At 73.9% G+C, this 19517-nt stretch carries 18 protein-coding genes and 6 pseudogenes; 10 read left to right on the top strand and 14 right to left on the bottom strand.

Annotation, left to right across the window (positions count from 1 at the left end; genetic code table 11):
- Position 1: 1 nt before the first annotated feature.
- The 3 genes from FF86_RS53060 to FF86_RS20100 form a co-directional block, all read left to right on the top strand.
- A partial coding sequence (locus tag FF86_RS53060) for an acyl-CoA dehydrogenase family protein (RefSeq protein WP_255355851.1) occupies positions 2–300 on the top strand: 299 nt, incomplete at its 5' end.
- A gap of 94 nt (positions 301–394) precedes the next feature.
- A complete protein-coding gene (locus FF86_RS20105; RefSeq protein WP_044886422.1) occupies positions 395–1540 on the top strand; it encodes an acetyl-CoA acetyltransferase in 1146 nt (381 codons plus the stop codon).
- A 6-nt stretch (positions 1541–1546) separates the two neighbouring features.
- Positions 1547–3067 carry a class I adenylate-forming enzyme family protein gene (locus FF86_RS20100; protein WP_173667268.1) on the top strand — a complete coding sequence of 507 codons (1521 nt, stop codon included), beginning with the start codon at positions 1547–1549 and terminating at the stop codon, positions 3065–3067.
- Between the two features lie 11 nt (positions 3068–3078).
- Here the strand turns inward: FF86_RS20100 and FF86_RS20095 are convergent, their stop codons facing one another.
- The 5 genes and pseudogenes from FF86_RS20095 to FF86_RS20080 all read right to left on the bottom strand — a co-directional run bounded on the left by FF86_RS20095 (position 3079) and on the right by FF86_RS20080 (position 6463).
- On the bottom strand, positions 3079–4005 hold the full coding sequence (locus tag FF86_RS20095; RefSeq protein ID WP_011604567.1) for an SDR family NAD(P)-dependent oxidoreductase: 927 nt from the start codon (positions 4003–4005) through the stop codon (positions 3079–3081).
- 54 nt (positions 4006–4059) lie between these two features.
- Positions 4060–4491: a Zn-ribbon domain-containing OB-fold protein gene (locus tag FF86_RS20090; RefSeq protein WP_044886420.1), complete on the bottom strand. Its 432-nt coding sequence runs from the start codon at positions 4489–4491 to the stop codon at positions 4060–4062.
- A gap of 45 nt (positions 4492–4536) precedes the next feature.
- Positions 4537–4778, bottom strand: a pseudogene (locus FF86_RS53055) (enoyl-CoA hydratase/isomerase family protein); the annotation flags it as partial.
- 1 nt (position 4779) lies between these two features.
- Positions 4780–5454: enoyl-CoA hydratase/isomerase family protein (locus FF86_RS53050; protein WP_242419132.1), on the bottom strand; the 675-nt coding region annotated here is incomplete at its 3' end.
- Positions 5455–5689: 235 nt separating this feature from the next.
- Complete coding sequence (locus FF86_RS20080; protein ID WP_044886419.1) at positions 5690–6463, bottom strand: SDR family NAD(P)-dependent oxidoreductase; 774 nt, start codon at positions 6461–6463, stop codon at positions 5690–5692.
- A gap of 549 nt (positions 6464–7012) precedes the next feature.
- On the opposite strand from FF86_RS20080, the pseudogene FF86_RS20075 reads away from it, so the two are divergent.
- A pseudogene (locus tag FF86_RS20075) lies at positions 7013–7886 on the top strand (LLM class F420-dependent oxidoreductase); the annotation flags it as partial.
- 330 nt (positions 7887–8216) lie between these two features.
- Complete coding sequence (locus FF86_RS20070) at positions 8217–8969, top strand: TetR/AcrR family transcriptional regulator (RefSeq protein WP_044886417.1); 753 nt, start codon at positions 8217–8219, stop codon at positions 8967–8969.
- Between the two features lie 114 nt (positions 8970–9083).
- Here the strand turns inward: FF86_RS20070 and FF86_RS20065 are convergent, their stop codons facing one another.
- Complete coding sequence (locus FF86_RS20065; protein WP_044886416.1) at positions 9084–9467, bottom strand: limonene-1,2-epoxide hydrolase family protein; 384 nt, start codon at positions 9465–9467, stop codon at positions 9084–9086.
- 62 nt (positions 9468–9529) lie between these two features.
- Positions 9530–10117: a flavin reductase family protein gene (locus FF86_RS20060; RefSeq protein WP_044886415.1), complete on the bottom strand. Its 588-nt coding sequence runs from the start codon at positions 10115–10117 to the stop codon at positions 9530–9532.
- 376 nt (positions 10118–10493) lie between these two features.
- On the opposite strand from FF86_RS20060, the gene FF86_RS20055 reads away from it, so the two are divergent.
- Positions 10494–11513, top strand: a complete 1020-nt coding sequence (locus FF86_RS20055) for a CoA ester lyase (RefSeq protein WP_242419131.1) — start codon at positions 10494–10496, stop codon at positions 11511–11513.
- 416 nt (positions 11514–11929) lie between these two features.
- On the opposite strand, the gene FF86_RS53045 is transcribed toward FF86_RS20055, so the two are convergent.
- The 3 genes and pseudogenes from FF86_RS53045 to FF86_RS62840 form a co-directional block, all read right to left on the bottom strand.
- A partial coding sequence (locus tag FF86_RS53045) for a helix-turn-helix domain-containing protein (protein ID WP_242419150.1) occupies positions 11930–12212 on the bottom strand: 283 nt, incomplete at its 3' end.
- 180 nt (positions 12213–12392) lie between these two features.
- Positions 12393–12823: pseudogene (locus tag FF86_RS53040) on the bottom strand (TetR/AcrR family transcriptional regulator); the annotation flags it as partial.
- A gap of 1 nt (position 12824) precedes the next feature.
- On the bottom strand, positions 12825–12956 hold a 132-nt coding region (locus FF86_RS62840), incomplete at its 3' end, for a hypothetical protein (RefSeq protein WP_255355855.1).
- A 443-nt stretch (positions 12957–13399) separates the two neighbouring features.
- On the opposite strand from FF86_RS62840, the gene FF86_RS20045 reads away from it, so the two are divergent.
- The 3 genes and pseudogenes from FF86_RS20045 to FF86_RS53030 all read left to right on the top strand — a co-directional run.
- The coding region (locus tag FF86_RS20045; RefSeq protein ID WP_304438163.1) for an NADP-dependent oxidoreductase at positions 13400–14301 on the top strand (902 nt) is incomplete at its 5' end.
- Between the two features lie 235 nt (positions 14302–14536).
- Positions 14537–14805: pseudogene (locus FF86_RS53035) on the top strand (LLM class flavin-dependent oxidoreductase); the annotation flags it as partial.
- A 1-nt stretch (position 14806) separates the two neighbouring features.
- Positions 14807–15332 (top strand): annotated as a pseudogene (locus FF86_RS53030) (LLM class flavin-dependent oxidoreductase); the annotation flags it as partial.
- Between the two features lie 103 nt (positions 15333–15435).
- On the opposite strand, the gene FF86_RS20035 reads toward FF86_RS53030, so the two are convergent.
- Complete coding sequence (locus FF86_RS20035; protein WP_044886411.1) at positions 15436–16389, bottom strand: nitronate monooxygenase family protein; 954 nt, start codon at positions 16387–16389, stop codon at positions 15436–15438.
- Between the two features lie 135 nt (positions 16390–16524).
- Between FF86_RS20035 and FF86_RS20030 the strand changes: the two genes are divergently transcribed.
- Positions 16525–16773 (top strand): hypothetical protein, encoded by a 249-nt coding sequence (locus tag FF86_RS20030; protein WP_044886410.1) that lies wholly within the window; start codon positions 16525–16527, stop codon positions 16771–16773.
- Positions 16774–16864: 91 nt separating this feature from the next.
- Here the strand turns inward: FF86_RS20030 and FF86_RS20025 are convergent, their stop codons facing one another.
- The 3 genes and pseudogenes from FF86_RS20025 to FF86_RS20015 form a co-directional block, all read right to left on the bottom strand.
- Complete coding sequence (locus tag FF86_RS20025) at positions 16865–17740, bottom strand: NAD(+)/NADH kinase (protein ID WP_044886473.1); 876 nt, start codon at positions 17738–17740, stop codon at positions 16865–16867.
- Positions 17741–18018: 278 nt separating this feature from the next.
- The coding region (locus FF86_RS20020; RefSeq protein ID WP_242419130.1) for a GNAT family N-acetyltransferase at positions 18019–18511 on the bottom strand (493 nt) is incomplete at its 3' end.
- Between the two features lie 275 nt (positions 18512–18786).
- Positions 18787–19308 (bottom strand): annotated as a pseudogene (locus tag FF86_RS20015) (chorismate-binding protein); the annotation flags it as partial.
- Between the last annotated feature and the right edge of the window lie 209 nt (positions 19309–19517).

Genomic DNA, 19517 nt, shown 5'->3' with positions numbered 1-19517 from the left:
NACGCCTGCGCGGACATGGCGGTGCGGGCCGAGGCCGCGCTGTCGCAGGTGCTGTTCGCGGCGATCTGCGTCCAGGACGGGCGGGCCGACGCCGAGTTCCAGGCGCTGGCCGCCAAGAGCGTCGCCGGCCGCTACGCCGTCGAGAACGCCTCCGCCACCATCCAGGTGCACGGCGGCATGGGCTACACCTTCGAGCACGACTCGCACCTGTTCCTGAAGCGGGCGCACGTCCTGGAGCACCTGCTCGGCGAGCCCGCCGACCATCTCGCGCGCCTGGTCGCCCAGCCGGCGGCGCAGTAGCCGGCCCCTGCCGGCACCCGATCGGAGGACACATGACTCGACCGCCGTCCCGCCCGACCCTCCTGNGCCCCTGTCTGCCCGCGGGGGCCGGGCGATGAGCCGACGGGTCGCCATCGCCGGGGTCGCCTTGTCGGACGTGGGCCGCACCGACGGCTCCACCCCGTACGCGCTGATCGCCCAGGCCAGCCGCCGCGCGCTCGCGGACGCCGGGCTCGGGCCGGGTGACGTCGACGGGCTCGCGTCGACCTCGCTCGGGACGCTGGCGCCGATCGACGTCGCCGAGTATCTGGGCCTGCGCCCCCGCTGGATCGACTCCACCACCGTCGGCGGGGCGTCGTGGGAGGTCATGGCCGCCCACGCCGCCGATGCGATCTCCGCCGGGCATGCGGACGTGGTGCTGCTCACCTATGGCTCGACGGCCCGTTCCGACCTGCGTAAGCGGTTGCGCACGGCGAGCCTGAACTGGGGCAGCCGCGGCCCGCAGTCGTGGGAGGCCCCCTACGGCCACACCCTGATCTCCAAGTACGCCATGGCCGCCCGTCGGCACATGCACGAGTTCGGCACGACGATCGAGCAGCTCGCCGAGATCGCGGTCTCCGCCCGCTACAACGCCGGCCCGAACCCGGAGGCGTACTACCGCGACCCGATCACGATCGACGATGTGCTGTCCGGGTCGATGATCGCTGACCCGTTCACCAAGCTGCACTGCTGTATCCGCTCGGACGGCGGCGCCGCGGCGGTGCTCGTCGCCGAGGACCGCATCGCCGACCTGCCGCGTCCGCCGGTGTGGGTCCTCGGCACGGGCGAGTGCGTGACGCACGTGTCGACCAGCCAGTGGGAGGACGTGACCACCGGTCCCGCGGCCGTCTCCGGGCCGCTGGCGTTCTCCCGGGCCGGGGTGAGCCCGGAGGACATCGACGTCTGTGAGCTCTACGACGCGTTCACGTACATGCTGATGGTCACCCTGGAGGACCTCGGCTTCTGCAAGAAGGGCGAGGGCGGCCCGTTCGTCGCGGACGGGCGGCTGCGCCTTGGCGGGGCACTGCCGACCAACACCGACGGTGGTGGCCTGTCGGCGTGCCATCCCGGGCAGCGCGGCCTGTTCCTCATCGTCGAGGCGGTGCGCCAGCTACGCGGCGAGGCCGAGGGCCGGCAGGTGCCGGACGCCCGGCTGGCCTGCGTCAGCGGCACCGGCGGCTGGCTCTGCTCGTCGGGGACCGTCATCCTCGGGCGGGACTAGCCCGGCGTGGGCGGCTCCCCGCCGCTGGGCGCACCCGACTCGTACGCGACGGTCGGGGTGGCGCTGGACGCCGCCGCCGAGCGGTTCGGTGAGCGGGAGGCCTACGTCGGGCCCGACGGGCGGATCAGCTTCGCCGCATGGGCGGCGGCCGCCGACGCACTGGCCGGGGCGCTCGCCGCGCGGGGGATCGGCCCGGGGGACGTCGTCGCGCTGATGCTGCCCTCGTCGATCGACTACGCCATCTGCTACGCGGCGGCGGCCCGGCTGGGAGCGGTCACCACCGGGCTGAACACGCGCCTGGGTTCCCGGGAGGTGACGGGGATCCTCGACCGGTGCCGGCCCGCGCTGGTGATCGTCGACAGGGACGCGGGCCTGCCGGCGGTGCCGGCGGGGCTGCCCGTGCTGGCGCGGTCCGAGCTCGCGGCGCTGCGGCGCCACCCCGGGCTCGGCCGCGACCGCCCGGCCGTGGCGCCGGCGGACCCGGTGGTGATCATCTGGACGTCCGGGACGACCGGGCTGCCCAAGGGGGCCTGGTTCGACCACCGCAACCTCGCCGCCGCCGTCGCCTCCGCGGGGGTGATGAGCCGGCCGTTCGACCGCCGGCTCGTCGCGACGCCCTTCGCGCACGCCGGGTACATGGCGAAGATCGTCGACCAGCTCGCCTGGGGCACCACCATGGTGATCAGCCCGGTGCCCTGGTCGGCAGCGGGGATGGCGGACATCCTGCGTGACGAGCGGATCACCGTCGCCGGCGCCGTGCCCACCCAGTGGGCCAAGCTGCTGGAGCTGCCCGACGCCGAGCGGACCGTGCGCGCGGTCGCGACGCTGCGTCTGGGGCTCGCCGCGACCGCGCCCGCCGCGCCCGAGCTGGTGGAGCGGGTCGTCACCCGGCTGGGGGTGCCCCTCGTCGTCCGCTACGCCATGACCGAGTCGCCGAGCATCTGCGGCACCGAGCCGGACGACCCGCCGGACGTGCAGTTTCGCACGGTGGGCCGGCCCCAGACCGGTATCGAGATCGCGCTGCGCGACGACGCCGGGCGCGACGTCGCGACCGGCGAGGTCGGCCGGGTCTGGGTCCGCGGCGACACGGTGATGCGCGGCTACTGGAACGACGCCGACCAGACCGCGGCGGTGCTGCGCGGCGACGGCTGGCTCATCAGCGGCGACTTCGGGGCGCTCGACGCCGACGGCAACCTGCGGCTGCGCGGGCGGGCCAGCGACCTCTACATCCGCGGCGGGTACAACGTGTACCCGCTGGAGGTGGAGAACGTGCTGGCGGAGCATCCCCGAGTGCGGCGCGCGGCGGTCATCGGCGCGCCGGCCCCGGTGATCGGCGAGATCGGGGTCGCCTTCGTCGAGCCGGCCGACCCCGCGAGCCCGCCGGATCTTGCCGAGCTGCGGGCCTGGGTGCGGGGACGGCTGGCCGACTACAAGGCGCCGGACCGCCTCGAGGTCGTCGAGGCGCTGCCGCTGACCAGCATGCTCAAGGTGGACACCGCCGCCCTGCGCACGCTGGCCGCGGGCTGAGCTGGGCGCACTCAGCCGCCGAGGCGCAGGCCGGGGGCGCGGGTGCGGAAGATGTCGGTGGCGAACAGGGGGCCGAGCTTGGTGGCGTCCCAGCGCTTGCCGCCGTTGTTCACCACGGCCTGCTCGTGCCAGCCGCCCATGAGCTGGATGCGCTCGCCGATGGCCTTGATGACCTGGCCGCTGACGTGGCCGGCCTCGTCGCTGGCGAGCCAGGCGACGACCGGGCTGCACAGCGACGGGTCCTTGGGGTCGAACTCGTCCTCGGGCCGCTCGTCGGGCTCCAGCGGCTTCGCCTGGCCGGGCATGGTGCCCGACAGCCGGGTCAGGCCGCCCGGGCCGATCGCGTTCACGGTCACGCCGATGCTCGCCAGCTCCAGCGACAGCGTCAGGGTCAGCCCGACGATGCCGGCCTTCGCCGCGCTGTAGTTCGTCTGGCCGAAGTGGCCGGACAGGCCCGCGCCGGAGGTCGTGTTGATGATCCGGCCGTAGACCTTGCCGCTGTCGGCGGCCTTGGCCGCGGCCCGCCAGCGCTTCGCGACCGCCCGGCTGACCAGCCAGGTGCCGCGTAGGTGCACCCGCAGGACCAGGTCGAAGTCGGCCGTGCTCATGTTCCACACGGCCTTGTCGCGCACGATGCCGGCGTTGTTGACGACGATGTCGAGGCGGCCGAACTCGTCGAAGGCCCGGGCGACGCTGGCCTCGACCTGCTCCTCGTCGCCGACGTCCCCGAAGTCCGCCACGGCGGTGCCGCCGCGCTTTTCGATGATCTTCACGACCTCCTCGGCATCACGGCCGCGGCCCTCGCCGCTGACCGTGCTGCCGAGGTCGTTGACGATGACGGTCGCGCCGTGCTTGGCGAGTTCGAGCGCGTGGCCACGGCCGATGCCGTGGCCGGCGCCGGTCACCAGTGCGATCTTGCCGTCGAGCAGGCCTGCCATACGAACTCCCTGGGTGGGTAGCTGGAACGGGTGTGTCGCNGGAACGGGGCGAGCTCAGCCGCCGGCGGCCGGGTCGGCGGGGCGGAAGACCGGCGCGGTGATCTCGTCGGTCAGCTCGCGGTAGGCGACCGTCAGCGGCATGCCGATGTGCAGGTCCGCCGGGTCGGCGTCGATGATGTTCGTCATCACCCGCGGCCCTTCCACCAGGTCGACCAGGGCCGCCACGTAGGGGATCCGCTCGGCGAACGGGTGCAGGTCGTTCACGAACACCGTCGAGTAGGTGTAGAGGGTCGCCTGCCCGCTGGCGTCCTCCCAGGACACGTCCTCGCTCCAGCAGAACGGGCAGAACGGGCGGGGGTAGTGGTGCGCCCGCCCACAGGACGCGCAGCGGGCGATCAGGAAGCGGCCCTGGCGGGCGGCGTCCCAGAAGGGCCGGTTCTCGTCCTCGATGGTCGGCAGGTCGACCCGGGGTGCGCCGGTCGCCATGGGTGTCCTCCTCGGATCAGTGGCCGCGGTTCGCGTGGCCGCGGATCAGTAGCCGCGGTACTCGGGGGAGCGGCGCTGGACGAACGCGGTCACGCCCTCGGTCGAGTCGTGGGCGTGCGACTGCAGCTCCTGGGCCATGCCCTCGGCCAGGAAGGCGGCGGCCCGGTCGACATCCGGGGACTCGTTGAACAGCCGCTTGGTCAGCGCGATGGCGCTCGTCGCGGCGCCGGCGAGGCGCTCGGCGAACCCGGCGGCGGTGGCGGCGAGCTCCTCGGCGGGCACGACCCNGTTGACCAGGCCGAGGGTGAGTGCCTCGCTCGCGGGCAGCTTCTCGCCGAAGAACGCCAGCTCCTTGGCCTTCTGCATGCCGATGCGCCGCGGCAGCAGGTAGGCGCCACCGGCGTCGACGACCAGGCCGCGCAGCACGAACGACTCGACGAAGACCGCGTTCTCCGCGGCCACGACGAGGTCGCTGGCGTACGCCAGGTGCGCGCCGAGGCCGGCCGCCGGCCCCTGGACGACGGCGATGACCGGCTTGCCGCAGTCGAGGACCGAGGACACCAGCCGCTGCGCACCGGTCATGATGCGCCGCATGGCGTCGGTGACCCGCTTCTCGGCGCCCTGCGCCCGGCTCGCCGCGATCCCGGTGACGTCGGCGCCGGAGCAGAAGTGCCGCCCGTTCGAGGCGAGCACCACCACCCGGACCTCGGGGTCGGCGTCGGCCTGGGCGAGCAGATCGATGATGACGTCGCGCATCGCCGGCTGGATCGCGTTCGCGGCCTCCGGCCGGTTCAGGGTGATCGTCGCGATCCCCCCCTCGACCGTGTGCAGCACGGTGGTCCCGAGCGGGCCCGCCGGGGCGGACACGCCCTGGACAGACGCGGCGGGGCCGGACACGCCCTGACCTGACGCGGCGGGGCCTGACGCGGCGGGGACGGTGGCGGCGCTGCCCGGCGCGCTCATCGGACCTGCCGCCGCGGTGCGGCGGGTGCTGATGGCATGGATGGCTCCTGTTCGTCGGTGCTCAGCAGGGATCCCGCCCCGCCGTGCCCGCTTGCGGACCCGTCGGCGACGGGTCCGGCACTCCCTGATCGGGCGATCCCGGCTTGGGTGATCCTTGATCTGACAGTGATGTCCACTGTCCCCTCGTGGCGTGCTCCCCGGTGGCGTGTGCCCCGGTGGGTGGCGACCGGCACGCTCAGCCCTCGCCGGCGGCGGCGTCGCCGTTGGCGCTGAAGCCGCCGTCGGCCGTCACCGTCGCACCGGTGACGAAGGCGGCCTCGTCGGAGGCGAGCCACGCGGCCGTGTACGCGATGTCCATCGGGTTGCCGATGCGGGTGAGCCGTCCGCCGCCGGTGAGCGCCCCGGAGTCACCCGGCGAGCTCACGACCCGCCCGACGACGATGGTGTTGGAGCGGATGCCGTCGGCGGCGCCCTCGACGGCCAGCGTACGGCTCAGGGCGTTGACGCCGCCCTTGGCCGCGGCATAGGCGCCGAACCCGGTGAACCCGGCGATGGACTGGCCCGAGGAGACGTTCACGATCGCCGCCCCGTCGGCCTCGCGCAGGTACGGCCAGGCGTACTTCGACGCCCAGAACACGTTGCCCGTCAGGGTGCCCAGCAGGATGTGGTTCCACTCCTCGGTCGTGTAGTCGGCGATCTTCTTGATCGTCGAGGCGACGGCGTCGGTCGGGGCGGCGTTGTTCACCAGCGTGCTCAGCGCGCCGAAGCGCGCGGCCACCGCGTCGATCGTGGCGTGCACGCTGGTCTCGTCGGTGACGTCGAGGGGGAAGAACTCCGCCTCGCCGCCGGCGGCGCGGATGCGCGCGACGACCTTCTCACCCTTGGCGACGGTGCGGCCGGTCACGGCCACGCGCGCCCCCTCGGCGGCGAACAGTTCCGCCATGGAGCGGCCGATGCCGCGGGTCGATCCGGACACGAGCACGGTCTTGCCCGCGAGGCGGGTACCCATCGTTGTGGCTTCCTTCCCTGACCTCGCCGTCGGGCTCCCCGCGGCCGCGGGGTCCGGCGGCGGGCCGCGGGGACAGGACGAGATCGGGCGGCCCGGGCGGCGGGCCGCGCTTCCCGCCGTCGGGCGGGCGTCTCGGCAGCGGCCCGCGGCGCCGACACTTGTGACGTGGCTGTCAGAACAGCATAGTGGGTATGGCTGCCCATCCGCCTCCGGAAGCACCCGCGCCGGGCGGCGGCTGGTGCGCAGGGGCCGCGCAGGCGGCCCGAAGCCACGCCGGAGGTGACGCGCACCGGTGCCGTGGCGGCCTGCACCCCCCGACCCCCGTCGGGCGACCCGTGTCAGAACAGCCTGCATCCGCGCGCCCGTCGCCGCCGGTTCCCGCCCGGCGGCGGGCGGACCGGGGGACTGCCCGGTTCCCGGCGGATGACGACCCGTGGGACTGCCCGGTTCCCTGCGAGCGACGACCCGTGGGACCGCCAGGTCCCCGGCAGATGACGAGTGAGCCTGCGGGACCGCCCGGTCCCCGGCAGGCAACGACGGAAGGTGTCCATGCGCCTGAACCTGATGTTCCCGATGCGCGCGGTGAAGCACTACGACCGCTGGATCGGGGACGGAGACCTGGCCGAGGTCGGCCGGCTGGTGGAGGAGGCCGGGTTCGACGCGGTCTCGATGAGCGAGCATCCGATCCCCGACGACGCCTGGCTCGGCAATGGCGGGCACCACGCGTTCGACCCGTTCGTCTCGCTGAGCTTCCTGGCCGCGGCGACGACCCGGCTGCGGGTGATGACCTACGTCGCGGTCGCCGGCTACCGCAGCCCGTACCTGCTGGCGAAGTCCGCGGCGAGCCTGGACCGGCTCAGCGGCGGGCGACTCACCCTGGGCGTCGCCGCGGGCTACCTGAAGACCGAGTTCGCCGCGCTCGGCGCCGACTTCGCCCAGCGCGGGCGCCTGCTGGACGCGGCCATCCCGGCGATGCGGGCCGTGTGGACGGGCCGCAGCGTCGACCGGGACGACCCGACGTTCCCGCTGCACGGGCACACCTCGCTGCCCGGCCCGGCGCAGGCCGGCGGCCCGCCGATCTGGATCGGCGGCAACAGCAACGCGGCGCGGCGGCGCGCGGTCACCCTTGCCGACGGCTGGATGCCGATGGGGCAGTCCGTCGCCGTCGCGAAGATCACCAAGACGCCGCCGATGGAGGACGTGGCGGCCCTGGCCGAGGCCGTGCGCGGGGTGCAGGACCGGCGCGCCGAGGCCGGGGCGGCCCCGCTGGACGTGTCGTTCGTGCCCTACGAGGCCGAGCTCCTGCCGGACGTCGACGCCTTCACCCGCGCGGTCGCGGCGTCCTACCGGGCGTACGAGGATGCCGGCGTCACGTGGATCACCATCGAGCCGACCAGCCGCAGCCTGGCCGCCTTCCGAGAGGNCATCGAGCGGATCGGCACCGCCCTCGCCGCCCTGGTCCGCTAGCCTCGCCGCCGGCCCGCGATGGTCGACAGCCGCCCGCGGGTGACGGACGGCGGCCGAGGGCGGGTCCGGCCCGCGGGGCGAGGGGATCGCCGTCCGAGGGGATCGCCGTCCGAGGGGATCGCCGTCCGTACGATGGAGGCCTGGCCATGGTGACGAACGGTGCGACGCCGGCATCACGGCCAGGCCGGCGGCGCCGGTGGGTGGCTGCCGGGGTCCGACGAAGGGGATTCGAGACGGTGGAGGTCCGCGTGCCGGTGCGTGCGGGGTCCGGCCCCGGGGCGGCGGCGTGACACCTCCGGTGGACGCGGGCGGCAACAGCCGGATCCGCCCGGTGGAGGTGGCAGCCGGAAATGATCGGGTCCGCCCGGTGGACGAGACGGCCGGGAACGGTCGGGTCCCCCCGGTCGACCCGGCCGGGAACGGGCGGTTGTCCGCGACCCTGGCGATGCGGCGCCGCGCGATGGCGGCGGACCTCATCGAGCAGGCCGCGCTGGAGCTGTTCACCACCCGGCCGATGGACGAGGTCACCGTCGAGCAGATCGCGGCCGCCGCCGGGGTGTCGGTGCGCAGCTTCTACCGGTACTACCCGGGCAAGGAGATGATCCTCACCGCGCTGCCGGTCCGCCTCGCGACGGCGATCGCCGAGGAGACCGCCCGCCGCCCGCCGGCGGAGGCGCCGTTCGCGGCGCTGCGTAACGCCGTCGACGCGCTGACCGGGGAGACCAACGACTACCTGCGCCGTTGGCAGCGCGCCATGGCCCACAGCTACGGCAACGAGCGGGTGCAGCAGCTCGTCGTCACCGTCACCAGTCCGATGCTCACCGAGGCCCTCGCCGGGCGGGCGGGGCTCGCCACGGACGATCTGTGGCCGGAGCTGGCCGGGATCAGCGCTGCCACCGCGCTCGTCGTCGGTGCCCGCCGCTGGGCGGCGCGCCGGGGGAGCCTGCGGGCGCACCTGATGGAGGCGCTCGACCTGCTCGGCGGCGGACTGGGCCCCGGACCGGCCCCGGACGTCACCGGGACGCCCGGTCGCGGCTAGAAAGCGGAGCCTGGCGGCCGGCCTGTGCCCCCCGGGACGACGAATCCCCGCGTACCGGACGCCTCGACGGCCGTACGCGGGGATCGCGTCCGCGCCCGGGCGCGGGAAGTCGTGTCAGGCGGGCGCGAGGGCCTGCTCCAGCTCCTTGATGTCGTAGTAGTCGCGGATGACGGAGATCAGGCCGTCGGCGTCGAACGTGAACACCCCGCACCAGTGCAGGACGACGGACCGTCCGCCCATGGTGAGGCTGTCGAGCCGTTCGGTGAAGACCACGGAGTCGGTCGAGGCCACCGTGACCAGCTCGTACTGGAACGCCGAGTAGAGGGCAGCCTGACGGTCGAACTCCGCGCGGATGGCCGGACGTCCGACGACCGCCGGCTGCCACGCGCTCACGTGGTAGCGGGCGGTCGTGGCGACGAGGGCGGCCGCCGCGTCGTAGTCCCGTTCGACCAGCCGGTCGAGGAACTGGCGGACCAGAAGCTCGTGCTTGTCGCTCACTCACACTCCCGTGATGGGGTCGATGGGGGCGGTGGCCCGGCGGCGAGGCCGGGCCCGGGGCGTCAGGACTTCGCCTGCTCGCGGTACTTGCGCGCGCTTTCGAGCTGAGGGTGGTGGTTGCGGTCGTACTGCTCGATCCACTCCTTGGGCAGGGCGCCCCACGCCGGGCCGACGCGCAGCCGCTCGCCGTCGTGAAGCTGTTCCGCGGCGACGACGTCGGCGACGAACAGTGTGCTCTCGTCGATGTCGAGGGAGTGCACGACCCGTCCCTCGACGTAGCTGAGCGCGTCGAGCAGGATCGGGGTGCCGGTGACGCCCGGCTTCGTCCGGAACTGGCTGATCTTGTCCCCGTCGCGGCCGGAGCTTCCGCCCAGGCCCATGAGGATGTCGAGGGAGATCGCGAACTGCTCCTCCGGAGTCGCCGCCAGCAGGTGCATGGCGAAGACGCCGGACTCGAGGACCAGGTCGTGGGTCAGGTTGTACTTCGTGAGGCTGATCGTCACGCGCGGCGCCTCGGGCACGATGCTCGCGGCGCCGGCCGACAGCGACATCAGGCCGTTCGCCCGGCCGTTCAGAATGGTGGTGACCGCCACGGGGAACGGCCGCAGCCCGTTCAGCGTCGAAGCGGCTGCCTTCAGGTCCAACGTCATCGGGACTCCTCGCGTGAAGCCGGCACGGGGGCCGGACGGACATGGCTGCCGCAGGGACCGTCATCCGGTTGCCCGCCGGCCGCTCCAGGCGGAACGTCGTGAACGGCGGCCGCGCCGCCCCGTCCGGCAACGGGGGCGGCGTGACCTGCCATACGTGGCACGTTATGCCACATCTGGCATGATCTGCAAGGGGTCGGTGTCCGTGTCTGACGGCTCGTACATGTGGTTCGGCGCGAGCCGGATGGGCGCGAGTCTGGTCGGGGGCGGCTGTCGACCGTCCGGAGCGGCCGGCGAACCGGGCGGAAATGTATCGTGCGTCTGACGAACACGTCACGGCCGTGGGTGGCCGGCGCGCCAGGTCCGAGGGAGTGATGAGGTGTCGGGACACCCGACGGGGCAGCACGACGAGGGGCGGATCACGGGCAGCGCCGACGGCGGCCCCGCGGGTCCGGGGGACAACGGCCCCGCGGGTCCGGATGACGGCGGCCCCGCGGGGCCGGGGGACGACGGGCCGGGCGGGGGCGCGGGTCGCTGCCGGGCGATCCTGTCGGTGCCCGCGACGGAGGAGAAGCGGATCCTGCGCGCCTTCGACCGGGGCGCCGACGAGCTCGTCTTCGATCTCGAGGACGCGGTGGCGCCGCAGCGCAAGGACGACGCCCGCGCGCTGCTGGCCGGTGTGCTCGCCGAGATCCTCGCGAGGCCCCGGGCGGGCGGGGCCGGGGTGTCCGTGCGGGTGAACGCGATCCGGTCGCCGTGGTGCCATCTCGACATCGCGGCCTGCGTGGCGGCCGGCGACGGGCCGCTGTCTCTCGTCATCCCCAAGGTGTCGGACGCGGGCGATCTCGCCTTCGTCGAGCGGCTGCTCGACGGGATCATCGCGGCCACGGGGCGCACGGCACCCGTGCGGGTGCAGGCGCTGATCGAGAACGCCGAGGGCCTGTCCCGGGTGGCGGAGATCGCCGCGCACGGCGGCCGGCTGGAGGGCCTGATCCTCGGGTACGCCGACCTCGGCGCGTCGCTGGGCCGGGCCCCGAGCACACCGCCGCAGCGCTGGCTGTACGTCCAGGACCAGGTGCTCACCGCCGCGCGCGCCCACGGCCTGCGGGCCATCGACGGGCCCTACCTCGGCACCGCGGACGACGCCGGGCTGCGCGCGGCCGCCGAGCATGCCCGCGAGCTGGGCTACGACGGCAAGTGGGTCATCCACCCGGCGCAGATCGGCACCGTACGGGAGACGTTCACCGCCGGGCCCGAGGAGGTCGCCCGCGCCCGGGCGGTGCTCGCGGCGCTGGCGGACGCGCATCGTCGCGGCGCCGGCGCGGTCGGTCTCGACGGCGAGATGATCGACGAGGCGCTGGCCGTCGCCGCTCGCCGCGTGCTCGCCCGTGCGCGGTAGTGGCTGCGCGGTAGTGGCTGCCTGCGCGGTGGTGGCTGCGCGGTAGTGCCGGCGGGGTAGTGCCGGCGGGGTGCGTCAGGCTGCGGCGTGGCCGATCGGTCGGCCGTTGAGCAGGCCCCGCTCGATGACGGTGCCCAGCAGTGCGGCGGCCTCGTCGGGGGTCTTCGGCGGGGCCATGTTGACGGCGGTGTCCGGCAGCCGTTCGAGCAGGCAGAAGAACACCAGGCCGGCCACGTCGAGGTCGAGGGGATAGGTCCGCTCCACCTGCTCGAGCAGGGCCGCGTAGTCGGCCCACATCTCGTGCCCCACCTGGCGGCGCACCACGTCCAGGCGCGGGTCCTGCGGCGCCGACTCGATCCAGGTCCGGGTGACCCCGACGTAGCGCAGGTGGAACGCGACGAAGTCGGCGAGCCAGNCGCGCAACCGGCCGAGACCCTCCGGGCCGAGCGTGATGCCGCGGATCTCGACGCCGAGGCGGGTGCTGACCGCCGACGCCTCGGCGCTCAGCGCCAGCAGCAGGTCCAGCTTCTCGTCGAAGTACTTGTAGAAGGTGCCGCGGGCCAGGCCGGCCGTCGCGACGATGTCGTCGACGAACGAGAGGTGGTAGCCGCGCTCGGCGAAGCACTGGATGCCGGCGTCGAGGATCTGCCGGACGGTCGCCGACGCCCGCGGGCTCAGGGACGCGAACCGCTCGGTCACCTCGGGCACCGGCGGGGACGGGACCGCGGCCAGCGGGGGGCGGCGCACCGGGCGGACAGCGTGCGCGGACCCGACCGGCTCGGCTCCGAGCTGCGCGAAGGCGCTGGCCGGGGTGTGCGGGAACAGGATGAGCTGGAGTACGACGGCGAGGTTGTCGACGAGCGCCTCGGCCGGCTGCCNGTCCCCGAATCCGCTGTGCCGGAAGTAGTTGAACCGGTTCACCAGGGTGGTGAGCGTCATCGCGGCGTCGACGGGATCGATGCCCTCGACCTGCGAGGAGACCAGGCGTTCGGCGATCCGGTCGTAGTACGACTCCAGAAAGCCGCTGATCATCGGCCGGACCGACGTCCGCGGCGAGTCGACGTTCGCCCACTGCACGAACATCGTGGCGTACTTGTCGTAGACCCAGGCCCACTCGCCGAGCCACCAGTGCAGGTTGTCGAAGCCGAGAGCGGTGGGCCCGAGTGGACCGATCCGGCGCACGACCCGCATGAGGGCGCCGCCGCACTCGTTGAGCAACTCGACGAAAATCGTCTCCTTGCTCTCGAAGTACTGGTAGAGGGTGGCGCGCGAGACACCGGCCGCGGTGGCGATCTCGTCGACCGACGTCCNGTGGAAGCCCTGCGACTCGAACAGGTCCAGCGCTGCCGTCACGATGCGCGCACGAGTGCGGGTGCCGCGCGCGCCGACCACGGGGCTGGTCGGACCGTAGCTGGCCCGTCGGAGGATCTCGTTCTCGGACATCTATGTCAGAGTATGCGATCCGCTCCGGTGTGGTAGTGGCACCTACCCGGCTGGGCGAGTCGGGCTCGCGACGACGACGGGCCACCGGAATGCCGGGTATCGAGGGCTGGCAGGGGACTTGCGTCGAGCCCGGCCGATCATCTCGATAGTGAAGTCTGTTGAGTTACAGGAATACATCGTGTCAGAAACTTGAAATATGGCGGACGGTCTCCGCTCCGCCGAGCCCGGTCGGGTGCGGAGCGGGGGCGACGCGCGCCGGCCGCGCCGGTTCCCGCCGCCCCGGCCCCGGACCGGCGAGGATGCGACCCGGCGCCGAGGGGCACGGAGGGAGCGGGACCAGAATGAGGGCATGGACAACGAGGATGCTCGCATGAAGGCGATGAGTTTCGCGGAGACCGGCGGCCCCGAGGTCCTCCACCTGGTCGACGTGCCGCAGCCGCACNCGGGGCCGGGGCAGATCCGGATCGCGGTGCGGGCGGCCGGGGTGAACCCGGTCGACTGGAAGATCCGCAACGGCTCGACCCTGCGCACCATACCCGTGCCGCTGCCGCACATCCCGGGCCTGGAGGCCGCGGGTGTGGTCGACGAGGTCGGCGCCGGTGTCGAGGGTGTGTCGGTCGGTGACGAGGTGTTCGGTGCGGCGCAGAACGCCTCCGCCGAGTACGCCGTGCTCGACGAGTGGGCGCCGAAGCCGCCCCAGCTGACCTGGGCGCAGGCCGCCGGCCTGGCGATGGCCGTCGAGACCGCCGCGCGCGGCCTCGACCTGCTCGGCATCACCGCCGGCGAGGAGTCGGGGGCCGGCCTGGAGCTGGGGGCCGGTCAGGAGTCGGCGGCCGGGTCGGAGTCGGCCGGGACGACGCTGCTGGTCAACGGCGCGGCCGGCGGCGTCGGGCTCGCCGCCGTGCAGCTCGCGCAGGCGCGTGGGGCGCGGGTGATCGGCACCGCCAGCCGGGACAACCAGGAGTACCTGCGCTCGCTCGGCGCGGCGGCGACGGACTACGGCCCGGGTCTGGTCGACCGGGTCCGCTCGCTGGCCCCGGACGGGGTCGACGCCGCCCTCGCGGTGTCGGGCGCGGGTGCGCTGCCGGATCTGATCACGCTGACCGGCAGCCCGGACCGGGTGGTGTCCATCGGTGACGTCACCGCGGCGGAGCACGGCGTCCGGTTCACCACCGGGGCGGAGGGGCGGGCCTTCTACTCGCTGCGGGAGGCGGCGACGCTCGCGGCCGCGGGCCGGCTCACCATGCCGGTCGCCCGAGCCCTGCCGCTCGCCGAGCTCGGCGAGGCGCACCGGATCAGCGAGGCGGGCCACGTGCGCGGGAAGCTCGTCGTCGTCCTCGACTGAGCTCGGCGCCGGGCCGGTTCCGGCGCAGACCGCCCGGGGCGGGGCTGCGTCGCGAACGGCGGTAGGGTCGTAAACGGAGGATCCTCCAGTACTCCGAGATCTCCAGTTTCCGAGATCTCCCAGTACTCCAGTACTCCAGGACTCTCCAGTACTGCGTGGATCCTCCAGTACTCCTCCGCCCCACCCCGCGCGCCGCACGCGCCGGGACCGGTCCCATCCGACGGGAAGGACGGCCATGGAAATCGGGCTGCACGTCTCCGACTTCACCTGGTCCGGCGGGCCGCAGACCATCGCGCAGGACCTCACGCGCGTCGCGGTCGCGGCCGAGGACGCGGGCTTCGCGAAGCTCAGCGTCATGGACCACGTCTGGCAGATCGGCATGATCGGCCCGCCCGAGCACGACATGCTCGAGGCGTACACGACGCTCGGCTACCTGGCCGCGCGCACGACCCGCATCGAGCTGCTCGCCTGGGTGACCGCGGTCGTCTACCGGGAGCCCGGCCTNCTCGCGAAGCTCGTGACCACGCTGGACGTGCTGTCCGAGGGTCGGGCCTGGCTCGGCATCGGCGCCGCCTGGAACGAGCCGGAGGCGCGCGGTCTCGGCCTGCCGTTCCCCCCGACCGCCGAGCGTTTCGAGCGTCTCGAGGAGGCGCTGGAGATCATTCTGCAGATGTGGAGCGGCAAGGACGCCCCTTACAGCGGCCGGCACTACCAGCTCGAGCGCACCCTCAACGTGCCGGCGCCGCTGCGCCGGCCGCACCCGCCGATCCTCATCGGCGGCAGCGGCGAGAAGAAGACCCTGCGCCTGGTCGCGCGCTACGCACAGGCCTGCAACCTGTTCGCCGGTCCCGACGTCGAGCACAAGCTCGACGTGCTGCGCGCGCACTGCCAGGACGTCGGGCGCGACTACGACGAGATCGAGAAGACGGTGATCGGCCCGCTCGACCCCGGGCCCGGCGGTGAGAAGATCGACGCCCTGCTCGCGGAGATCCAGCGGCTGGCCGGGCTTGGCGTCACCCACTACCACGGATNGGTGCCGGACGTGGACACGCTGCGTCCGCTGGAGCTGCTCGGCGAGCGCCTCATCCCGGCGGCCGCCGGGCTCTGAGCCCAGGCGGTCAGGCGTCGAGGCGGTCAGGCGTCGAGGCGGGCGCGGGCGTCGTCGAGCGCGGCGCGGGCGCCCGCCCACGTCTGGCCGATGATGTCGGCGACCGCCTCGACCCGCCCGATCCGGCCGGCCACCTGGCCCGTGTTTGCCATGCTGGCGGCTAGGTCGCCGGTGAAGTAGAGCGTCGGGATGCCGTCGAGGCCCACGTCGGAGCGGCCCGCGGCCAGGGCCCGCTCGGCGGTGGGGGTGCGCAGAACCCGCATGGTCGGCAGCCCCCGCACCGACAGCATCACGGTGGCGGTCTCGTCCGCGCCGACGACCGCGTTCTTGAGGTTGTCGTGGATCGGCGACTCCGCGGACGTCAGCATCCGCGTGCCCATCTGCACGCCCTGGGCGCCGAGGACGAGCGCCGCGGCCATCGACGGCCCGTCGCAGATCCCCCCGGCGGCGATGATCGGCAGGTCGACCCGGGAGGCGACCAGGGGCAGCAGGACGAGCGTCGACGCGGCCTGGGGGTTCTTGAACCCGCCGCCCTCGACGCCCTCGACGATCACCCCGTCGACGCCCGCGTCCGCGGCCTTGAGCGCGTTGCGCAGGCTGCCGACGACGTGGAACACGGTCATCCCGGCGTCCCGCAGCCGCCCGGTCATCACCCTGGGGTCGCCGGCGGAGGTGATCACGGTGCGGATGCCGGCGTCGGCGAGCACGTCGACGGTGGACGGGTCGTTGCGCGCGGCCAGCGCGATGTTGGCCGCGACCGGCGCGTCGGTGAGGTCGCGGACCCGCTTGAGGTCCTCGCGGCCCTGCGTCGAGGTCGTCTCGATGACGCCGAGCGCGCCGGCGTTCGACACGGCCGCGGCGAGCTGGGCCCCGGCGATGTAGGTCATCGGCGCCTGGACGATGGGGATCCGCACGCCGAGCAGCGCGGCGAGCCCCGCGGGGGAGCGGATCGGGGTGGTTGGTTCTCCGTCGACGGGCATGAGGCGACTCCCGGGGCGCGCAGGGCTGCCGAAATGGGCCAGATCGCAAATAGGTCGAATGGTAGGCCTGCGGGTTCCCACGCTCGACCGGTTGCCCGGGGTGGAGGCGGGGCGATCCGGGGTACTGATCGAGACATGTTCAGGTGGTTGCAGCGGGTGTCCGGTCGGGGCCGTGGCCGGGCGGCGGACAGCTCGGCATGGAATCCGACCGGCTGGTGGTGGTGCCTCGATCACGGGCGGGCGGAGAACCCGCCGGACGCGCCGGGACATCGTCGCCTCGGTCCCTACGACAGCGCCGAGCAGGCCGCCCACTGGCGGCAGCGGTTGGACGAGCGCAACGAGGCCTGGGACGAGTCCGACCGCCGCTGGACCGCCGGCCGCTGACCCGACCCGCCCGCTGACCCGACCCGCCCGCTGACCCGACCCGCCCGCTGACCCGACCCGCCCGCTGACCCGACCCGACGGGGCCGGCGGGTCAGGTCGGGCCGGCCCGGGGGCCGTCGACCTCGGCGGAGCCGGCGAGGCGCAGCTTGCGGGCGGCCCGCTCGTAGAAGGTTGTCCGGCCGAGGCGGACGACCCCCGCCGCGCCGGGCCGCGGGTGCAGTTCGACCGTCGCGCCGGCCTCCAGGTAGTCGTGCACCCGGCCGTCGACCTCGACGGCGAGGCGGGCGCTGCCGGGCAGCACGTCGAGGGCGAGGGCGTCCCGCACGGACAGCACCACCCCACGGTTGAACGCCGAGTGCGGCGCGGCCGGGGTGACCAGCAGCGCCTCCACGGACGGGCTGACGATCGGCCCGCCGGCCGAGAAGCTGTATGCCGTCGAGCCCGCCGGGGTCGACACGACGACGGCGTCGGCGGCATAGCGGACGAAGGGCCGGCCGTCGACCCGCAGCGCCACCGCCGCGCTGCCGCCGTACCCCGGCACCCGGACGACGGCGACATCGTTGAAGGCGCTCACGGTCGCCGCGCCGATCCGTGCGTCGACGGCGAGGCGCGGCTCCACCGTGTACTCGCCGCGGTCGATCGCCGACAGCGCCGCCGCCAGCTCCGGCACGTCGACCTCCGCGAGGAAGCCGAGCCGGCCCAGGTTCACCCCGAGCACGGGGGCCGTCCGCCCGTCGGCCAACCGCATCGCGCGCAGCATCGTCCCGTCCCCGCCGAGGCTGACCAGCAGGTCGCTACGCTCGGCCAACTCCTCGGCGGGCACCGCCACCGCGGTGCACCGAAGCCGCTCGATCTCGCCGTCGATGCCGAGCACGGTCACGTCCCGCTCCGCGGCCCAGTCGAGGACCGCCCCGACGGCCTCGGCCGAGTCCCGCCGCGGATGCAGCACCATCCCCACCGCCCGCACGACCCTCCCGCCCTCCACCCCACACTCGCCGTCCGACCCGTCCGACCCGTCCGACCCGTCCGACCCGCCGACCCGCCGACCCGCCGACCCGCCGACCCGCCGACCCGCCGACCCGCCGACCCGCCGACCCGCCGGTCCGCCGGTCTGCCGTCCCGTGCCCAACCGGTCGTGCCCAACGTCGTTCTGCTCACCCACAGTGTTCCGCTGGTTGTGCCCTCAGGGGGCGTCGGGCGCGTCCTCGGGCCGCCAGGGGCGTGGCTCGGCGGGGNGGGCGGGGNGCTCGTCGACCAGGGTCAGCCCGAACCAGCCGACGTCATGCCAGGCGCCGAGCTTGTGTCCCGCGTGAGGAAACACCCCGATGGGCCGGAAACCCGCCGCGGTGTGCAGCGCGACGCTCGCCGCGTTCGGAAGCGTGATGCACGCGTACAGGTTGAGGTAGCCCAGCGTTCGCACCTGCGCGATCAGCTCGTCGTACAGGCGGCGGCCGAGCCCGCGCCGGTGGTGCGCGGCGGCCAGGTAGACCGACGTGTCCACCGACCAGCGGTAGGACGCCCGCGTGCGGTGCGCGCTGGCGTAGGCGTAACCGACGATCTCCCCGTCGGCCTCGGCGACCAGCCACGGCCGGCGGGGAGAGGCGAGCATCCGCGCTTGGAGGTCCGCCCGCGTCGGGAGCTCCTCCTCGAAGGTCGCCGGCGATCCGGCGACGAACGGTGCGTAGACCGCCCGGATGCCCGCCGCGTCGGACGGGTGCGCTGCCCTGATGGTGACCATGTCCGCGGATCATCCCCCGCGCCGACGTCCGGCGGGGACAGCGCCGGCGCCGGTCACGGGGCCGTAACAGAGCTGCGGACCGCCAGCATCCCTGCGTGGTCGGTCGGGCACGGGATCGAGCCGAGGGCTGGGTACGGTTTGAGTCCGAAATGCCGTGCTCATCCCTCGGCATGGTCTGACCGCCGGGTGGCAGCGACGGCGGGCGCCTCCCCGTGGACGATCAACGCAGGGAGATGCAGGAGGTTGGTGGCGGTCGCGAGCGACGACGACCGTCATCAACCTCCAGCAATTCCTGGCCCCGCGCGCAGCGGGCTCGGCGCGGCGGCGCGGGCGGCTGGCGCGTCCGTGGATGGCAGTAGCTCGGTGAGCAGCTCGCGCAGGACCGTCAGGCCGTCCTCGCTGAGCACCGACTCCGGATGGAACTGCACCCCGGCGAACGCCGCCCCGCGCAGCGCGTGCACCGATCCGTCGGCACGGTCGAGGGCCAACCGGACCGGCCCATGAGCGGTGGCGAGCTCGCCGGTGCCGGCGATCGCGGTGAAGGTCGAGTAGAACCCGACCCGCCGCGGCCGGCCGAACAGGTCGATGGTGCGCGCGAGCCCCTGGTACGGGGCGTCGCGCCGGTGCAGCCGCAGCCCGAGCAGCCCGGCGAGCAACTGGTGGCCGAGGCAGACGCCGAGCAGCGGCCGCCGCGCCGCGAGCCGATCCGCGATCACCCGCCGCATGGTCGCCATCTTCGCGTCGGATGCGTCGTTGGGGTCGCCGGGTCCAGGCCCGGCCACCACCAGGTCGAACCCGGTGCCGACGGGGTCGTTACCGTCCGCACCGTGGTCGGGGTTGGGCGCCGGGTGCCCCGCCTCCGGGTGCCCTGCCTCCGGGTGCCCTGCCTCCGGGTGCTTTGCCGCCTGCTGCGACTCTGCTGCTTAATTCGGGGTTTGGGTTGCGAGTTGGTGGCTGAGGCGGGTGAGTCTGCTGGTGCGGGGTGTGAAGGCCGGTTGGTCGGGGT

The organism is Frankia sp. CpI1-P, from assembly GCF_001421075.1.
Classification (GTDB): Bacteria; Actinomycetota; Actinomycetes; order Frankiales; family Frankiaceae; genus Frankia; species Frankia torreyi.
This window is presented reverse-complemented; position numbering and strand designations above follow the sequence as displayed.

Coding starts and splice junctions, on each gene's coding strand:
- FF86_RS20035 (WP_044886411.1), bottom strand. CDS start 16,389: ATGCCCGTCGACGGAGAACCAACCACCCCGATCCGCTCCCCCGCGGGG.
- FF86_RS20090 (WP_044886420.1), bottom strand. CDS start 4,491: ATGGCGACCGGCGCACCCCGGGTCGACCTGCCGACCATCGAGGACGAG.
- FF86_RS20030 (WP_044886410.1), top strand. CDS start 16,525: ATGTTCAGGTGGTTGCAGCGGGTGTCCGGTCGGGGCCGTGGCCGGGCG.
- FF86_RS20060 (WP_044886415.1), bottom strand. CDS start 10,117: ATGACGTTGGACCTGAAGGCAGCCGCTTCGACGCTGAACGGGCTGCGG.
- FF86_RS20095 (WP_011604567.1), bottom strand. CDS start 4,005: ATGGCAGGCCTGCTCGACGGCAAGATCGCACTGGTGACCGGCGCCGGC.
- FF86_RS20105 (WP_044886422.1), top strand. CDS start 395: ATGAGCCGACGGGTCGCCATCGCCGGGGTCGCCTTGTCGGACGTGGGC.
- FF86_RS20080 (WP_044886419.1), bottom strand. CDS start 6,463: ATGGGTACCCGCCTCGCGGGCAAGACCGTGCTCGTGTCCGGATCGACC.